The 15997-nt window shown below is 48.7% G+C and carries 17 protein-coding genes; 12 read left to right on the plus strand and 5 right to left on the minus strand.

Features of this window, described 5'->3' with window-relative positions:
- Window positions 1-206: 206 nt before the first annotated feature.
- The 5 genes from IM638_16545 (at window position 207) to IM638_16565 (ending at window position 4071) form a co-directional block, all read left to right on the plus strand.
- Window positions 207-902, plus strand: a complete 696-nt coding sequence (locus IM638_16545) for a DUF4386 domain-containing protein (protein ID MCA6364645.1) — start codon at window positions 207-209, stop codon at window positions 900-902.
- On the plus strand, window positions 899-1327 hold the full coding sequence (locus IM638_16550; protein ID MCA6364646.1) for a hypothetical protein: 429 nt from the start codon (window positions 899-901) through the stop codon (window positions 1325-1327). The genes IM638_16545 and IM638_16550 overlap by 4 nt, the downstream gene beginning before the upstream one ends.
- 178 nt (window positions 1328-1505) lie before the next feature.
- A complete protein-coding gene (locus IM638_16555; GenBank protein ID MCA6364647.1) occupies window positions 1506-2237 on the plus strand; it encodes an acyl-CoA desaturase in 732 nt (243 codons plus the stop codon).
- An 11-nt stretch (window positions 2238-2248) separates the two neighbouring features.
- Complete coding sequence (locus IM638_16560; GenBank protein ID MCA6364648.1) at window positions 2249-3043, plus strand: DUF1295 domain-containing protein; 795 nt, start codon at window positions 2249-2251, stop codon at window positions 3041-3043.
- The gene (locus tag IM638_16565) at window positions 3040-4071 is read left to right on the plus strand and encodes a class I SAM-dependent methyltransferase (GenBank protein MCA6364649.1); all 1032 of its coding nucleotides are present in this window, start codon (window positions 3040-3042) and stop codon (window positions 4069-4071) included. Before IM638_16560 ends, IM638_16565 begins: the two co-directional genes overlap by 4 nt.
- Here IM638_16565 and IM638_16570 read toward each other — a convergent pair.
- The 5 genes from IM638_16570 to IM638_16590 all read right to left on the minus strand — a co-directional run bounded on the left by IM638_16570 (window position 4068) and on the right by IM638_16590 (window position 9644).
- Window positions 4068-5204 carry a hypothetical protein gene (locus IM638_16570; protein MCA6364650.1) on the minus strand — a complete coding sequence of 379 codons (1137 nt, stop codon included), beginning with the start codon at window positions 5202-5204 and terminating at the stop codon, window positions 4068-4070. The genes IM638_16565 and IM638_16570 overlap by 4 nt on opposite strands.
- Window positions 5205-5510: 306 nt before the next feature.
- Window positions 5511-7136 (minus strand): PD40 domain-containing protein, encoded by a 1626-nt coding sequence (locus IM638_16575; protein ID MCA6364651.1) that lies wholly within the window; start codon window positions 7134-7136, stop codon window positions 5511-5513.
- Window positions 7137-7239: 103 nt separating this feature from the next.
- The gene (locus IM638_16580; GenBank protein ID MCA6364652.1) at window positions 7240-7989 is read right to left on the minus strand and encodes a menaquinone biosynthesis protein; all 750 of its coding nucleotides are present in this window, start codon (window positions 7987-7989) and stop codon (window positions 7240-7242) included.
- A gap of 29 nt (window positions 7990-8018) precedes the next feature.
- Window positions 8019-8834 carry an EI24 domain-containing protein gene (locus IM638_16585; GenBank protein MCA6364653.1) on the minus strand — a complete coding sequence of 272 codons (816 nt, stop codon included), beginning with the start codon at window positions 8832-8834 and terminating at the stop codon, window positions 8019-8021.
- Window positions 8835-8909: 75 nt separating this feature from the next.
- Window positions 8910-9644, minus strand: coding sequence for an alpha/beta hydrolase (locus tag IM638_16590; protein MCA6364654.1), 735 nt, complete (start codon window positions 9642-9644; stop codon window positions 8910-8912).
- A gap of 161 nt (window positions 9645-9805) precedes the next feature.
- On the opposite strand from IM638_16590, the gene IM638_16595 reads away from it, so the two are divergent.
- The 7 genes from IM638_16595 (at window position 9806) to IM638_16625 (ending at window position 15957) form a co-directional block, all read left to right on the plus strand.
- Complete coding sequence (locus tag IM638_16595) at window positions 9806-10159, plus strand: 30S ribosomal protein S6 (protein MCA6364655.1); 354 nt, start codon at window positions 9806-9808, stop codon at window positions 10157-10159.
- A gap of 27 nt (window positions 10160-10186) precedes the next feature.
- On the plus strand, window positions 10187-10456 hold the full coding sequence (locus IM638_16600; GenBank protein ID MCA6364656.1) for a 30S ribosomal protein S18: 270 nt from the start codon (window positions 10187-10189) through the stop codon (window positions 10454-10456).
- Between the two features lie 20 nt (window positions 10457-10476).
- Window positions 10477-10926: a 50S ribosomal protein L9 gene (locus IM638_16605; GenBank protein MCA6364657.1), complete on the plus strand. Its 450-nt coding sequence runs from the start codon at window positions 10477-10479 to the stop codon at window positions 10924-10926.
- 146 nt (window positions 10927-11072) lie between these two features.
- On the plus strand, window positions 11073-12308 hold the full coding sequence (locus tag IM638_16610; protein ID MCA6364658.1) for an ABC transporter permease: 1236 nt from the start codon (window positions 11073-11075) through the stop codon (window positions 12306-12308).
- A gap of 120 nt (window positions 12309-12428) precedes the next feature.
- On the plus strand, window positions 12429-14696 hold the full coding sequence (locus IM638_16615) for an aconitate hydratase (GenBank protein ID MCA6364659.1): 2268 nt from the start codon (window positions 12429-12431) through the stop codon (window positions 14694-14696).
- Window positions 14697-14773: 77 nt separating this feature from the next.
- A complete protein-coding gene (locus tag IM638_16620; GenBank protein MCA6364660.1) occupies window positions 14774-15748 on the plus strand; it encodes a hypothetical protein in 975 nt (324 codons plus the stop codon).
- Window positions 15745-15957 carry an RNA-binding S4 domain-containing protein gene (locus IM638_16625; GenBank protein MCA6364661.1) on the plus strand — a complete coding sequence of 71 codons (213 nt, stop codon included), beginning with the start codon at window positions 15745-15747 and terminating at the stop codon, window positions 15955-15957. Before IM638_16620 ends, IM638_16625 begins: the two co-directional genes overlap by 4 nt.
- Window positions 15958-15997: the final 40 nt, after the last annotated feature.

Below are 15997 nucleotides of genomic sequence, written 5' to 3' on the forward strand. Positions count from 1 at the left end.
TTAAGCTCAGTGCTAAGTTTTTGATAGTTAGTTGTTTGTGTTGTAGCGGCCTTGCGCCGCCCGAATGCGGCCTGTAACCTGAGCCAGCTTGCCCATTTTACAAGCGGTATTGAATCATAATCATAACCTAAACATTAGTATCCGTGTTGTGAAAAAAAGCTGTAACAAATGGCCCGTTCATTCGTCACATAAGATAACATCACACCATGTCTGAACGAAAAACACTTTTACGAACAGCCGGGATTCTCTATCTGCTTGTGGTTGTTTCGGGAATGTATGCACTGGCTTATGTTCCCTCACAACTCATCAATAGAAGTAATCCAGTAGCCACATTTGAGCAGATCAGCGGAGAGGAAACATTATTCAGGTCGGGAATTGGCGCGGCGATTGTTTGTTATGCGGCATTTGTGTTTTTGCCCATTGTGCTTTATCACCTTTTCAAAACGGTAAATAAATATGCCGCTCAAGCCATGTGTGTACTTGCGTTGCTCAGTATTCCGCTTTCCTTTTCCAATCTTACCACCCGTTATACTGTTCTTTCGCTTCTCGAACAACAAAGGGAAACACTGGGAGATGTATCGCAGTTTGCTGGTCAGATCATGCAGCAACTTTCGCTATACGATACCGGAATTCTGCTTTCCTTGTTTTTCTGGGGGAGCTGGCTGCTGCCGCTCGGTTACCTTTTTTACAAATCCGGTTTTACACCCAAATTTCTTGGTGTGTTGCTGGTGGCCGGAGGTTTAGGGCATCTTATCAATTTTTTCGGCCACACACTTCTGGTTCATTATGCTGAACTGGGTGTGTCAAAATACATTAAACTGCTTCCGGCCGTGGCCGAAATAGGCACCTGTGTCTGGCTTTTGGTTGCAGGATTTTCAGGATTTAAAAAACAGGCTGTATGAATGACCATCCGGAAGAAGTGAAAGTAAGCATCCGTATCAAGCTGTCGGCGTTATGGACTTCGGTAATGTTCTTATATATCTATGGCGATTATTTTGAATTGTATGTGCCGGATAAAACGGCCGGCCTGTTAAGTGGCGATAATATGCTGAACACGCCTGAAAAACTTTTTCTGGCGGCAGCACTTCTTACGTTGCCTGCATTAATGATATTCCTCACACTGCTGTTGCCTTCGCGTTTATCGCGCGCACTGAATATCGGTGTGGCTGTGTTTTTTACCTTATTTACATTGCTGGTGGGTAGTGTTTCCATTTCACACTGGCGTGCTTTTTATGTGTTTCTCGCCTTGCTCGAAAGTGTGGTCACTTCACTTATTGTGTGGCAGGCCTGGAAGTGGGGAAAACGCCCTGATCCTATTTTAACGTAGTCATGTACTGCATGAACGAGCGTTTCGGAGCTTGTTTATGAGGTTGTATTTCAATGGTTTTGATGTTTAATGGATAAGTCATTCAACTATTTGAGTGATTTGCTGTTGAAAGATTGTCGGCTTAAAAAAACCGAACTGTTCTGGAAACCGTATCTTTCGCATAGCATCACCAATCAGAATGGCCGTTTTCTTCTTTCTGGCAGCGCACTGGTTTCTGTCGCTGTTCTGCCAAACATTTTTTCTGCATCGTTACGCCTCGCACCGCATGTTTTCGATGAGCAAAGGCTGGGAGCGTTTTTTTTATCTGTTTACGTTTATCCTTCAGGGATCGTCGTTCCTTAATCCGCGTGCATACGCCATTATGCACCGTATGCATCATGCCTACAGTGATACAGATAAGGATCCGCACTCGCCGCATTTTATACGCGATGTGTGGGGGCTGATGATGAAAACCAAACGCATTTACCATGATTTTGTGCGCTATAAAACGCAGCCTGAACCCATCTTCAACAGTCATTATCCAACATGGCCTGCGCTTGATAAATTATCTGACCGCTGGGATGTGCGCATTGGTTTTGGTATTGCTTACACATTGTTTTATGTGTATTTCGCCACGGCATGGTGGCAGTTTCTGTTACTTCCGGTGCATTATCTGATCGGGCCGGTGCAGGGGGCTATTGTAAACTGGTGCGGGCACAAATACGGTTATTCGAATTTCGATAATGACGATCATTCCAAAAATTCGCTCCCGGTTGATTTTCTGCTTATGGGCGAACTCATGCAGAACAATCACCACAAAAGCCCCAACAGTCCGAACTTTGCCAAGCGGTGGTTTGAAGTTGATCCTACCTGGCCGGTGATGCGCTTGCTGCACGTACTTCATATTATCAAACTCCGCCGCACGGCATAAATCACTTCGATATGCAAATTCTGTTTATGCTTCTTGCAGCTACAGCCGCCTGCTGTGTGGTGATGTGGCTGGTGTGGCTCTGGCAAAAACGCATTGCCAATGCGGGCGTGGTAGATATTGTGTGGTCGTACAACTTTCCGCTTATTGCAGTTATTTATTTTGTAATGGGCGATGGCTGGTTTGAACGACGTGCGCTGATTGCGGTGATGGTAGTGGTGTGGGGAATTCGCCTCGGCACGTATTTGTATATACGTGTACTCGGTCATATTCATGAAGAAGATGGGCGTTACAAGCAACTGCGTACCGACTGGGCGCCGAATTTTGAATCGAAGCTGTTCTGGTTTTACCAGATGCAGGCCGTGTCGAATGTATTGCTTTCGGTGCCTTTTTTGCTGGCCAGTCTGAACCCTGCAGCAGCCTTTCATCCGCTCGAAATTACGGGCGCTGCAATCTGGTTGCTGGCTATTCTTGGTGAGGCTGTGGCCGACAGGCAGCTGCAGAAGTTCAAAAGCAACAAAGCCAACAAGGGCAAAGTATGCGACGCAGGCCTTTGGGGCTGGTCGCGGCATCCGAATTATTTTTTCGAGTGGTGCATCTGGCTGGGCTATTTTGTATTTGCCTGTGCATCGCCCTGGGGCTGGATCAGCATTATTTGCCCGGCAATAATTCTATATCTGCTGCTGCGGGTTACGGGCATTCCCATGAACGAGGAGCAAAACCTGCGCTCGAAACCCGAAGCGTACAAAGCCTATCAGCAGCGGGTAAGCAAGTTTATTCCGCTTCCGCCCAAAAAAGCCGGTGTATGAATATCGACAGTCTGCTTGAACGGAATCTTTTGCCTGATGCGCTTATCCGCGCGGGCATTCGCAAACTGCTGCGCCAGCGTTTGCGCGATGAAAAGCGTCCTACGCCCGATGCGCAGTATGCCCATTTCATGCAGCAGCTCGAAGAGTTTTCGCGCAGCCCGGTGGCCGTAGAAACCAAAGCCGCCAATGAGCAGCACTACGAAGTGCCCACTGCTTTTTATCAGTACTGCCTCGGCCCGCATCTCAAGTACAGCAGCGGTTTCTGGAAACCCGGCACCACCACGCTGGCGCAGGCCGAAGAAGACATGCTGGCACTCACCTGCCAGCGCGCACAGCTCGAAAACGGCCAGCATATTCTCGAACTTGGCTGCGGCTGGGGTTCGCTTACACTTTACATGGCGGCCAAATTTCCGCAAAGTAAAATCACTGCTGTCTCCAACTCGCGCACACAAAAGCAATACATTGACGCCACCGCTGCGCAACGCGGTCTCACCAACATCACCATCATCACTGCCGACATGAACGTGTTTGCCACAGAATCCGCGCAGTTCGACCGCGTGGTTTCGGTAGAAATGTTTGAGCACATGCGCAACCACGGCCTCCTCCTCGAACGGATCTCCGGCTGGCTCAAACCCGGCGGCAAACTCTTCGTACACATCTTCACCCATAAAGCATACACCTATCTCTTCGAGGCGAAAGACGAAACCGATTGGATGTCGCGCTACTTCTTCACCGGAGGCATGATGCCGTCTGACCATTACCTGCTTTACTGGAACAAACACCTGCGCGTAACCTCACACTGGCGCGTAAGCGGCGAGCATTATGGTAAAACAGCCGAAGCATGGTTAAAGAATATGGATGCGCGTAAGGCTGATATTTTGCCGTTGTTTGCAGAGACTTATGGGAAAGAGAACGTGACGAAATGGTGGGTGTACTGGCGCGTGTTTTATATGGCCTGTGCCGAGTTGTGGAATTTTGAGAAAGGGGAGGAATGGTTTGTGAGTCATTATTTGTTTGAGAAAAATTAATTAGATGTACTACTCTTTGTAGCATTATTTGTTTTGTTCTCAATTAGCCAATTAGCTTTGTGAAATTCTTTGAGCATCCGTCTTTGAAGCGGCATCCCTTTTTTCTTTAGACTCTCTATTTGGTCAACAAAAACAGGTGTGAGTTCTATTTCCGGATCTTCATCAGTTTCTCCCCGTGTAATATAAAGGTCAGTCGTTTCATAACGATTTTTCGTTTTGCTTAATTGATAAATTGTACGATAATGCGCCTTGTTAATGATGATATACTCAGCAGAATCTCCTGAGAATTTCAAAGTATAGCTATAGGTGATATTAAGTTTATTGTCGTTCGAAAAAGAAACTTCGCTGTCTATTTCGGTAGATGCTGAAAACTCATTATCTGACATTGCATATATCCAATGAGAGTTACCGACAGTAATTTGTTCCGACATCTGAATGGGTATTCCACTTATTAATTTATAATAGGTGTGATAAATTGCCGTGTAACCTGTTCCCCAGCCAAAGCTGGGTACGGCCCAGTAATCTGATTTTTCAATTCGTTCAATTGGTGCCGGCCAAAAATTTCTGTTGATGGCTGAAACTGTACCTGCAAGTGTGTAACGTTCTCCGTCGTTGTGATAAATCATATAGAAATGTTCCCAATGCCTGTCACGAATTATTTCAATAACCAGCTCTTTTTTCCGGTCGTTATTCAGGTGTATTTCCTGAAAACAGATTGGTGCAACTGTATATTCCGAGTCAATCATCAGCCATTGATATTGATCGTTAAGAAATGTTTCATTGCAAACCAAAAGATCGATCTCTTCGCGCTTTACAGGCGCAGGATAAATAGGCTTTTCGTTTGCCGTATCACAAAACGTTTCAATAAATGCCTGTACAGAAGCATTGCGGATATATTGTGCGGCGGAATCAATTCGGCTGTTGCTGTCCACCAGAAACGTATCCCCGCCCAGCAGGTAGCCGGAAGTTCTTTGCACAGAATCTCTAAGCAATGTCACATAAAGTGTATCCTTCCACTTCGGATTGACAAACCGGATTTTCTCAGGTGTGGAGGATTGCGATTGTGTTGTTGCCTGTTCTTCGCCACAGCGTACAAGCAAAAAGGGGAGAAGTGTTATGAGTAGCCAGCGCATGAAACGAAGCTACTTTGGGAAATGTTCGTTTCAGTGGTCGCTTGTAGAACTGTGCGGGTGTTTTGAATAAGTGTAGTTTCTTTGGAAAAGTTGCAAACTTTTCCAAAGAAAGCATCCGGTTTATCTCGTCTTCGACGAGGTAAACCGGATGCAGCTACACAGCTACAGCGAAGCTGTAGCTGCGGAAAGTTTACTTCCGGCTTTGCCGGAAATAAACTTTCCGCAAAAGTTGTTCAAGTCTGTGACTTGAACAAAACAAAAACGGCTTCCCGAAGAAAGCCGTTTTCAATTATTCGCATAAGCACTTTATTCCTTATAAATAATAAAATGTTTTACCATTTCAAAAGTACCGCCTTCTTTATCGGCGGGAAGGCTGATGGTTTCTTTAACCACTTTATAGCCCGGCATTTCAATGCGGATTTCATAGGTGCGGTCGCCTTCAAGGGTTACATTATAGTTGCCTTGCGGTGTGGAAGCCGACGAAGTAACGAGGTTGCCGTTTACATCATATACTTTCACTTCTACAGCCATGGAAAGACCATCGCCGTTGTAAATGGAGCCAAGCAGATTACTCATGATCGGGCCTTCTTTTTTCTTGGGCAGCAGTTCAGTCATGTCCACCATCCAGATGTCGCGTTCACCGAGCCCGCCGGGGCGGTCGCTGTCCACGTAAGCAGAACGGCCGTCGGCAGAGATGAGGAACATACGTTCGTTGTGCGGCGTGTTAATGGGGTAGCCTACGTTTACGGGTGTGGTCCACTGGCCGTTTTCAAAACGTGTCATAAAAATATCATAACCGCCCATGGTGCTGTGGCCGTTGGAGCAGAAGTAAAGCGTTTTGCCATCGGGCGCGGGATAAATGCCGCCTTCGTCATATTCCGTATTTACCTGCGGACCAAGGTTCACCGGGTCGCCCCATTCGCTTTTGCTTTTGCGTTTGCACATCCAGATATCACTGCGGCCCATTCCGCGCTGTCCTTTCCAGGGCAGATCCTGTCCGCGTTCACTCATGAAATACATGGTGTTTCCATCGGGCGAAAGCACGGCGCCGTCTTCAAAGTAGCTGGTGTTGATGCCGGTGCCCATGTTTTTCGGGTTGCTCCATTTGCCGTTGTTGTTGCGCTTGGAGAAATAAATATCGCCGCCGCGTGCCTGATCGGCATTGTTTACATAAATGAAAAGCTGCTTACCATCGGGCGAAATGCTGCACGCGGCATCGTGTCCGTCGGTATTAATTGCGCCGGGAGCCAGATCGGCAGCGCCCCATTTCATAGCGGCTGAGTCCCATGTGCTCAGGTAAATATCTTCGAAATATTTATTGTCGCCTTCTTTGTCTTTTTCAGAGGTTTTGCCACCGGGCCGGCGCGAATTGAAAATCATGGTTTTGCCATCAGCCGTAATCGACGGACGTTTATCATCGTATGCGCTGTTGATGATGGTGCCGGGATTGGTAACGGTTACTTTTTTTGGCGAGGCCATGAGTGTTTTTGCCGTCTGGCACTGATTGAGGTAATAATCAATTTCCTTGCCTTTGGCGGGCGATGTATTTCGCGATTTTGCGGCAGTAAGTTCGGTAATGGCTTCGTCGAGTTTGCCCTGCATCTGGTAAATACGGCCGAGCATGAGACGGATATCGGGGTGACCGTCGGCGTTTATTGATTTTGCTTTTTCAAATTGTGTGAGCGCCTGATCGGTTTCGCCCATTGCGAAATAGCACTCGCCGATGTGGAAAATTACGGAAGCGTCGTTCGGGTTGTTGGCGAGCACTTCTTTATAAAGGTTGAGTGCTTTTACATAATCGCCGCCATTAAAGGATTGCGAGGCGGCAAAGAGTTTTACTTCGTCGGCGCTCTTGGTTACCACAGATTGTGCGCCTGATGAAAAGGGCAGCAAAAGAAACAGGGCGAGGGTAAGATGTAACAGGTGCTTCATAGATTCGGATAAGTGCGAGGATGTAAACAAATATAGCAGTATGTCGCTAAGTGGAAAAGCAAACGCCGGTTTTTTATCTGGCTGTTGCCGTAACTCCTCTTTTCTACGCTAAATGCGGAAGCTTGGTCAGCTTATGCAGGAAGATTTCGAGGGCTTGCTGCTTTTGTTCGGTAAACGGATAGCTGATGCAGTTTTTCAGGTAGTGCGCAATGTCAAAACCGGGATAATCTTTTTGTGCGTGAATGATTACTTCGTCCATTTGCGCAATACCAAGCTGCAGGGCGGAAGTAAAACGGCTTGTAAATGAGGCATCAAGCGGTTTGTTACTTACCCATGCGGCAAACACAAACGGCAGGCCCGTAAGTGCTTTCCACTCGGCGGCCAGGTCGTATTCGTAGTTGTGTGTATGATTTAGACTAAAAGTGCGGTCGCCGATCACAACGCCGGCTGTAGTACCTTTTATTTCGGTTTCGAAGCCGGGCCGGGCCGCCTGCCAGCGCGGACTGATGTGCCAATGTTCGGCAGCCAGTACGCGGGCTAAGTTTACAGAGGTACGGCTCTGGTAGTCGAGCAGCACGGTTTCAATTTCGTGCAGCGGCACCTCGCTGTAAAGCATCACTGATTCAACCGCACCCTCGGCGCCAATACACCAGTGCGGCAAAATATGCGCCTCGGGCAGTGCCGGAATGGTGGCTACGGGAACCAGACCAATATCGGCTTCGCCGCTGCGCAGCTTTCGTGCACATTCGGCCGGAATATCAACTGTAATTTCCACACCGGGCAATGCAGCCTGGCGCAAACCATGTAAAAACGGACGGGTGTTGAGGTACGAAACGGCAGAAATGCGCAGCATATCAGTTTAACAAAGATGCAGCATAAATGTTAAACTGTGCGCAGCGTGTGCGCCTGCCCCTGCTGCTGATCGTTTTTGGCTGCTTCAAGCACCGCCAGCGTAGCCGCCACGCACGAAAGCACCGGCGCAATGCTGATACCCAGAAACGGAATCCAAAGCAATATCGAAAATACGAAACCATTGGCTATGGCTATGCCTTTGTGCCTGCGCGTAAAACGCACACCCTCACTTATTTTCATCCGGCGGCGCTCGTACGAATAATCCATCATGCTGAAACCGAGGAAATACCAGGCCACAATTGCCTGAAACGCCTGAAGCGGCCAGTAAAGTGCCCAACCCAGCAACGGAATAAACACCACAAACAAACACCCCAGCCAGATAGCCAGTTCCAGAAACATGTTGCGCAACGTGATCAAAATGCCCCGAAGCATATCGTGCAGCAGCTGACCAAAATTAAACGGAATGGTAGTGCCGGTTACAATCTCATCAATACGCTCAGACAGCAGCGCAAGTATGGGTGAACAGATAATCAGCACAATATACTTGAGCATGCTGGTGAATAAGTAAATAAACAATGCTTTGAAGATGCCGCTGATCAAAAAACTAAGCCCGACACGCAGCCAGTCCATCGAGTCGCTCCACTCCCCGTTCAGCCCGATCAACGCAATGATCTTGTCGGCCACAAGTCCGCCCAGATAGAATGTGGACGAGAAGCCCGCCACGCCCATTACCACAGCAATGAGCAGCGGCCACAGAAAATACAGCCAGAGGTTATGTTTGGCAATAAACTCAATCGCTTTGATGTGCGACGAAAACCCAATTCCGAGATCTTTGAAAAAAGCCATGAAGCGAAAATAATTTTATTTCACACTATTCGCATCATTTGTCTGCTAATGAAGACGAACTGTTAACAATTGTTTTCATCTTGCGGCCTGACTGCTTCGCAGAATATCCAGCAGCAACGCATTCAGTTCCTTGCCGCGCGTGAGTGTCATCATGTGCGAACCGCCTTCAATTACATAGTCGGCCCGGGTGTGTCTGATTGGCAGGGTATGGTCGTTGCTGCCATGAATGTGAATGATGGACGAATCGGCTGTGGTGCGTTGCCAGTTTACAATCATATCAACCGTGCGTTTAAGGTAGAGCGGATTTTTGGCCCGCAGCATTTGCCTGAATGTGCGGGCACGGTGCCGCCGGTCGGGCTCTACCACGGGTTGCAGGATGCGCGCACCGCCTTTTACCAGCCGGGGAGGCACCAGCCGGTTTATTTTTACATGATGCTGAAAACGATAGCGCACCGGTAATTCGCTGCGGCATTTGGCGCTCGAAATAATAATTACCCGCTGCGGATGCATCGTTTCAGCCAGTTCGGTACAAATCATCCCGCCCAGCGATACACCTATAAATATATACGGGCGGGTAGTGTCGATGCTTGGGCCAATGAGCCGGGCATATTCGGGTAAGCTCATTCCCTTTTCGGGAACAGGGTAGGTAACCGGTATGCGCTCAAAGGTTGAATCGAGCACGATTTCGCTAAAAATCCGCGCATCCGAACCCTGACCCGGAAACAGATAGACGCGGGTTTTGGATGTTTGTGCGAAGCTGTAAGTATTTGTAATGCAGAATAGTAGCGATATAATTAGGGTAAAGCGCATAGGGTTAGTATGTTGGATAATGAGTAAATTTAAGCCGGAAAAGTTTTGCGGGAGATAAAAAATGACGATTCGGGGCGTAAGAAATGAAATGCACTTGCTGGTTTAGGAGAAATACCTATCTTTGCCGTCCCTAAAAGTAGGGTAACTAAAACTAAACCAACATGTACAACTACGAGACCGTCTTCATTTTGACTCCCGTTTTGTCTGAAGATCAGGCAAAGGAGGCGGTGGGCAAGTTTCGCAAATTGCTCAATGATCAGAGCGCGAAAATTGTTCATGAAGAAAGCTGGGGCCTGAAAAAGCTGGCTTACCAGATTCAGAAAAAATCAACAGGTCACTACCACCTGATTCAGTTCTCTACCGAGAACAATCAGACCATTCACGACCTGGAACTTGCTTTCAAACGCGATGAGCGCATCCTGCGTTTCATGACCGTTGCGCTCGACAAGCATGGTCTTGCCTACAGCGAGAAACGTCGCAACAAGGCAAAAGCTAAGAAAGAAACCGCCGCTTAATCATCAACCGCTAAAACTGGATTCAAAATGGCTGAAGCAAATGCTGAAATCCGCTACCTGAACCCGCCCACGGTTGAGGTAAAGAAGAAAAAATACTGCCGCTTTAAGAAAGCCGGTATTAAATACATCGATTACAAAGACGCCGACTTCCTTCTGAAGTTCGTGAACGAACAGGGTAAAATTTTACCGCGCCGCCTCACCGGCACCTCGGTAAAATACCAGCGCAAAGTGTCGCAAGCTATTAAGCGTGCACGCCACATCGCTCTGATGCCCTACGTAGCCGATCAGTTGAAATAATTGAAAAGGAGGAACAGATCATGGAAGTCATCCTGAAACAAGACGTAAAAAACCTGGGCTACAAAGACGATGTAGTTGTAGTAAAACCCGGTTTCGGCCGTAATTTTCTGATTCCGCGCGGCATGGCCATTCTGGCCGATGCTACCGCGAAGAAAGTACACGCCGAAAATGTACGCCAGCGTGCGCACAAAGAAGCAAAAGTTCGTGAAGAAGCCGAAAAACTGGCTGGTAAACTCAAGGATATGCTCGTGAAAGTTGGCGCTAAAGCCGGCGAAAACGGCAAAATCTTTGGCTCGGTTACCGCCGTTCAGCTGGCCGACGCACTCCGCAAACTGAACATCGAGATTGATCGTCGCAACATCACCATCGAAAACGAAGAAAACGTGAAAACCCTCGGCACCTATCAGGCCAAGGCCCGCATCCACAAAGACGTGGCTGCCACATTCAGCTTCGAAGTGGTAGGCGAGTAATCGTTACTGAACACTTTGTTCTGAGTTTGTTTTGATATTTCCGCCCCTGTGGCTGCTTTCGCAGAAACAGGGGCGGTTTATTTTTGTCAATTGGCCGAGCCTTGTTTTCACGTACTTTTACATCCTAAATACGTGCCGCCATGCGAATGCCCGTCAGGGAAAACATCAGTCTTGCACTTTCTTCCATCAAAGGGCAAAAACTGCGCACCATACTTACCATGCTCATCATTATGCTGGGCATTATTTCGCTGGTGGGCACGCTTACGGCAGTTGATATTCTCAAGGCTTCCATCAGCAACAATTTTGCAAGCATGGGCGCCAATACCTTCACCATCCGCAACCGAGAAACCACCGTGCGCATTGGCCGCAGCGGCAAACAGCCCCGGCGATACCGGGCCATTACCTATCAGGAAGCTGTGGAGTTTACCGAACGATTCAACTATCCGGCCACCGTTTCGGTTTCCACGCTGGCTTCCATGGCGGCCACCATCAAATTCGGCTCCGAAAAAACAAATCCGAATATCCGCGTTTTCGGCAGTGATGCCAATTACATTTTCACCGCCGGCTACGAAATAGCCAAAGGCCGAAACTTCTCGCCGCAGGAAGTAAGGCAGGGCGACCATGTGGTTATTCTCGGCAGCGAAGTGGCAAGCACCATTTTCACCAACCGCCAGGATCCCATCGGACAGGTGGTAACCGTAGGCAGCAACAAATACCGCGTTATCGGCGTGCTCAAATCAAAAGGCAACAGCCAGGGGATGGGCGGCGATAAAATTGCCCTGCTGCCGGTAGAAAACGTGCGTCAGTATTTCTCGTGGCCCAACATGTCCTACACCATCAGCGTGCTTGCCCGCAGCGCATCACAGCTCGAACCCACTATTGGCGAAGCAACCGGCACATTCCGCATCATTCGCAAAGTGCCCGTGAGCGACGATGAAAACTTCGAAATCACCAAAAGCGACAGTGTGGCCGCCTCACTCATCGACAACCTGAGTTATCTTACACTGGGCGCTACATTCATTGGCATTATCACGCTTTTCGGCGCCGCTATTGGTCTGATGAATATTATGCTGGTGTCGGTAACCGAGCGCACCCGAGAAATCGGGGTGCGTAAATCGCTCGGCGCCACGCGGTGGATTATCCGCAACCAGTTTCTGGTAGAAGCCATTGTGATCAGCACCATTGGCGGCCTGGTGGGTATTTTGTTCTCGCTGATACTCGGCTTTGTGATGGCCCTTTCCATGAGCGGTACATTCATTGTGCCCTGGTTCTGGATTTTATCGGGCATGGTTATCTGTTTTGTGGTGGGTGTGCTTGCCGGTTTATATCCTGCGCAGAAAGCGGCGCGACTTGATCCGATAGAGGCGCTGCGGTACGAGTAAATTCCTGTTAAAAATCAGCAAATACGCAGAAGCGGAGCGGATTTTCGTTCGCCGCTCGAAAACGAATTTGTACCTTTGGAATCCATTCAAAAACAGAATTAACCACACAAGAAAACCGCTATGTTGTTCGATCTCGACATGATCAAGGCCGTGTATGCCGCACTGCCGGGTAAAGTGGAAGCCGCCCGCAAACTTGCAGGCCGTCCGCTCACGCTTACAGAGAAAATTCTTTACGCTCACCTCACCGAAGCTCTTCCCGCGCAGCCTTACACAAGAGGCAAGGATTATGTTGATTTCAATCCCGACCGCGTAGCCATGCAGGATGCCACCGCCCAAATGGCCCTGCTGCAGTTTATGCAGGCTGGCCGCAAACAGGCCGCCGTACCTTCTACGGTTCACTGCGATCACCTCATTACCGCCAAAGACAGTTCGGCAAAAGATCTTGAGCGTGCCGTGCAGGTAAATAAAGAAGTGTATGATTTCCTCTCTTCGGTATCGAACAAATACGGAATCGGCTTCTGGAAGCCCGGCGCAGGTATCATTCACCAGGTTGTGCTCGAAAATTATGCGTTTCCGGGTGGAATGATGATTGGTACCGACTCGCACACCGTAAATGCCGGTGGTTTGGGGATGATTGCCATTGGTGTGGGTGGAGCTGATGCGTGTGATGTAATGGCCGGCTTGCCCTGGGAACTTAAAATGCCGAAAATCATCGGTGTGAAGCTTACCGGTAAACTCAACGGCTGGACATCGCCCAAGGATGTGATTCTGAAAGTAGCCGGTATTCTCACCGTAAAAGGCGGTACCGATAAAATTATCGAATACTTTGGCGAAGGCGCCGAAGCCATGTCGTGTACCGGTAAAGGCACCATCTGTAACATGGGTGCCGAAGTGGGGGCCACCACTTCAACCTTCGGTTATGATGCCTCCATGGAGCGTTACCTGCGCGCTACAGGCCGCGAAGCTGTAGCCGATGCCGCCAACGCTGTGCGCGCACACCTCACCGGCGATGCCGAGGTGTATGCCAATCCCGAAAATTATTTCGATCAGGTAATTGAAATTAACCTGAGCGAACTTGAGCCGCATGTAAACGGTCCGTTTACGCCCGACCGTGCTACCCCCATTTCGCAGATGCGCGCCGAAGCCGAGAAAAACGGCTGGCCGCTCAACCTGCAGGTAGGTCTTATCGGCTCCTGCACCAACTCATCCTACGAAGACATTGCCCGCGCGGCATCACTCGCCAAGCAGGCGGCCGATAAAAAACTCAAAGCCAAAGCCGAATTTACCATTACACCCGGCTCTGAACTGGTGCGCTATACCATAGATCGCGACGGCTTCATCGGTATCTTCAACTCTATTGGCGCAAACGTGTTTGCCAACGCCTGCGGCCCCTGCATCGGTATGTGGGATCGTCACGGTGCCGATAAGAAAGAGAAAAACTCCATCGTTCACTCGTTCAACCGTAACTTCAGCGCCCGTCAGGACGGCAACCCGAACACACATGCGTTTGTGGCTTCGCCCGAAATTGTAACCGCGCTTGCCATTGCCGGCGATCTCGGCTTTAACCCGATTACCGATACACTCATTAACGAAGAAGGCGTAGCTGTAAAACTCGACGCGCCCACCGGCGATGAGCTTCCGCGCAACGGTTTCGATGTGGCTGATGCCGGTTATCAGGCGCCTGCTGCTGACGGCAGCAGTGTTGATGTAATCGTGTCGCCCGAATCACAGCGTTTACAACTCCTTGCGCCCTTCGCCGCGTGGGAAGGCACCGACCTCAGCGGTCTGCGTCTGCTCATCAAAGCCAAAGGCAAATGCACCACCGACCATATCTCTATGGCCGGTCCCTGGCTCAAATACCGCGGCCACCTCGATAATATCTCTAACAACCTGCTCATCGGCGCTACCAACTTCTTCAACGAGAAAACAAACAGCGTGAAGAACGCACTCGATGGAAGCTACGATGAAGTGCCGAAAGTGCAGCGTGCCTACAAAGCACAAGGCATCGGCTCAATTGTGGTGGGCGACGAAAACTATGGCGAAGGCTCTTCGCGTGAGCATGCGGCCATGGAACCGCGTCACCTCGGTGTGCGTGCCGTGCTGGTAAAATCATTCGCCCGCATTCACGAAACCAACCTCAAGAAGCAAGGCATGCTGGCGCTTACCTTCGCCAACACTGCTGACTACGATAAAATCCGCGAAGACGACCTGATCGACATCAAAGGCCTCACCAGCTTTGCGCCCGGTCAGCAACTCACCATCGTACTCAACCACGCCGATGGAAGCAGCGAGGAGTTTGCCGTAAACCACACATACAACGCTCAGCAAATTGAGTGGTTTAAAGCAGGCGGCGCGCTCAACATCATCCGTGCAAGTGTAAAAGCCTAACGCTTTTCACACCATTAGAATAATCCGGTCAGCCTCTGCAAAAGTTGTGGAGGCTGACTTATTTAAACCCCCTTTGCATGAAGTTACTCGTTTCGATTCTGACGCTTGCACTGTTTGCCTCCTGTGCTACCAAACCCGGCCTCAGTCCCCGTATCAAAATAAATGTGGGCGATACGTACAGCGTGAAGCTGAATGTGGAAATGAAAAACCGCAGCCGGTTTATGATTATCAATGGCGGAACTGAAAAACAACGGTTTTCACTTGATACCGATTGGAAGGTAGAACGGATTGAAGATGATTCGGTATATATTATCGCGGGAACAATAGGTAAAGTAAATCTTCACCTCGATAATAAAAAGGAGGTCAATCTGGGAATACCCGACTCACTCAAAAACAACATACAAAGAATACCGCTCGATACCGTACTATTGAAAATGAACGGCGCCGCATACCAGTTCAAACTCAGCCGGCATGGCGAAGTAACTGAAACCACCGGAGCCGATTCGGCCATATACAAGGCTTTTTTATTGGCCTATGGTGCTGAAGTTTCTGATTCAGTATTCAGAAACGAATTTAAAATGCTGAAATCATTCTTTGGCAGTGAGTCGATGAATGATTACCTGCAGCAGCTTTTTTCGGCGCATCAGTCGGCTGTGGTATGGAGAGACGGTGATGAATATGAAAACGAGATAGAGCTGAATAAATATGTGGAATCCATTGATCAGGGTATTACATTTTATTGTCTGAACGAATGGGAGTGCAAAGGCCGCAACAAACAAAACGGCGATGTGATACTCAATGCAAAAGGGCGTTTCTCCGAGCGCAGCCGCAATGAAGAAAAGCGAAGCCAGATTGGTGTGAATTTAAAAGCCGAAGGCGAACAGCAGGTTGGGGTGGCTTTCGATACGCTCTCCTTTATGCCCCGTGGTGCCGAAATTATTCAACAATACAAAATGAGTCTGGGCGTGAATAATATTATATTCAATGTAAGTATAGGCTCAGTGGATGTAAACCGGAAAATTGTATTTCAATTAACTCACACTGCAAGATGAAAAAAGAAGTATTTGAAATTGAAGGCGATTACATTGAACTCATTCAGCTGCTCAAAGTGCTGAATATTGCCGAAACAGGCGGTCAGGCCAAATGGCTAGTGGAAGAAGGATCGGTAAAAATGAACGGAGAGGTTGAATATCGGAAACGTGCCAAGTTGCGTTCCGGTGATGTGGTGGAAACCAGTGGCCGTAAAATTGAAATTAAATAGAGCTAATCAACTTACAGAAGTAGTTCACAATACAGAATAA

This window comes from Bacteroidota bacterium (assembly GCA_020402865.1).
In the GTDB taxonomy this organism is placed as follows: domain Bacteria; phylum Bacteroidota; class Bacteroidia; order Palsa-965; family Palsa-965.

Coding starts and splice junctions, on each gene's coding strand:
- IM638_16545 (MCA6364645.1), top strand. CDS start 207: ATGTCTGAACGAAAAACACTTTTACGAACAGCCGGGATTCTCTATCTG.
- IM638_16550 (MCA6364646.1), top strand. CDS start 899: ATGAATGACCATCCGGAAGAAGTGAAAGTAAGCATCCGTATCAAGCTG.
- IM638_16555 (MCA6364647.1), top strand. CDS start 1,506: ATGGCCGTTTTCTTCTTTCTGGCAGCGCACTGGTTTCTGTCGCTGTTC.
- IM638_16560 (MCA6364648.1), top strand. CDS start 2,249: ATGCAAATTCTGTTTATGCTTCTTGCAGCTACAGCCGCCTGCTGTGTG.
- IM638_16565 (MCA6364649.1), top strand. CDS start 3,040: ATGAATATCGACAGTCTGCTTGAACGGAATCTTTTGCCTGATGCGCTT.
- IM638_16570 (MCA6364650.1), bottom strand. CDS start 5,204: ATGCGCTGGCTACTCATAACACTTCTCCCCTTTTTGCTTGTACGCTGT.
- IM638_16575 (MCA6364651.1), bottom strand. CDS start 7,136: ATGAAGCACCTGTTACATCTTACCCTCGCCCTGTTTCTTTTGCTGCCC.
- IM638_16580 (MCA6364652.1), bottom strand. CDS start 7,989: ATGCTGCGCATTTCTGCCGTTTCGTACCTCAACACCCGTCCGTTTTTA.
- IM638_16585 (MCA6364653.1), bottom strand. CDS start 8,834: ATGGCTTTTTTCAAAGATCTCGGAATTGGGTTTTCGTCGCACATCAAA.
- IM638_16590 (MCA6364654.1), bottom strand. CDS start 9,644: ATGCGCTTTACCCTAATTATATCGCTACTATTCTGCATTACAAATACT.
- IM638_16595 (MCA6364655.1), top strand. CDS start 9,806: ATGTACAACTACGAGACCGTCTTCATTTTGACTCCCGTTTTGTCTGAA.
- IM638_16600 (MCA6364656.1), top strand. CDS start 10,187: ATGGCTGAAGCAAATGCTGAAATCCGCTACCTGAACCCGCCCACGGTT.
- IM638_16605 (MCA6364657.1), top strand. CDS start 10,477: ATGGAAGTCATCCTGAAACAAGACGTAAAAAACCTGGGCTACAAAGAC.
- IM638_16610 (MCA6364658.1), top strand. CDS start 11,073: ATGCCCGTCAGGGAAAACATCAGTCTTGCACTTTCTTCCATCAAAGGG.
- IM638_16615 (MCA6364659.1), top strand. CDS start 12,429: ATGTTGTTCGATCTCGACATGATCAAGGCCGTGTATGCCGCACTGCCG.
- IM638_16620 (MCA6364660.1), top strand. CDS start 14,774: ATGAAGTTACTCGTTTCGATTCTGACGCTTGCACTGTTTGCCTCCTGT.
- IM638_16625 (MCA6364661.1), top strand. CDS start 15,745: ATGAAAAAAGAAGTATTTGAAATTGAAGGCGATTACATTGAACTCATT.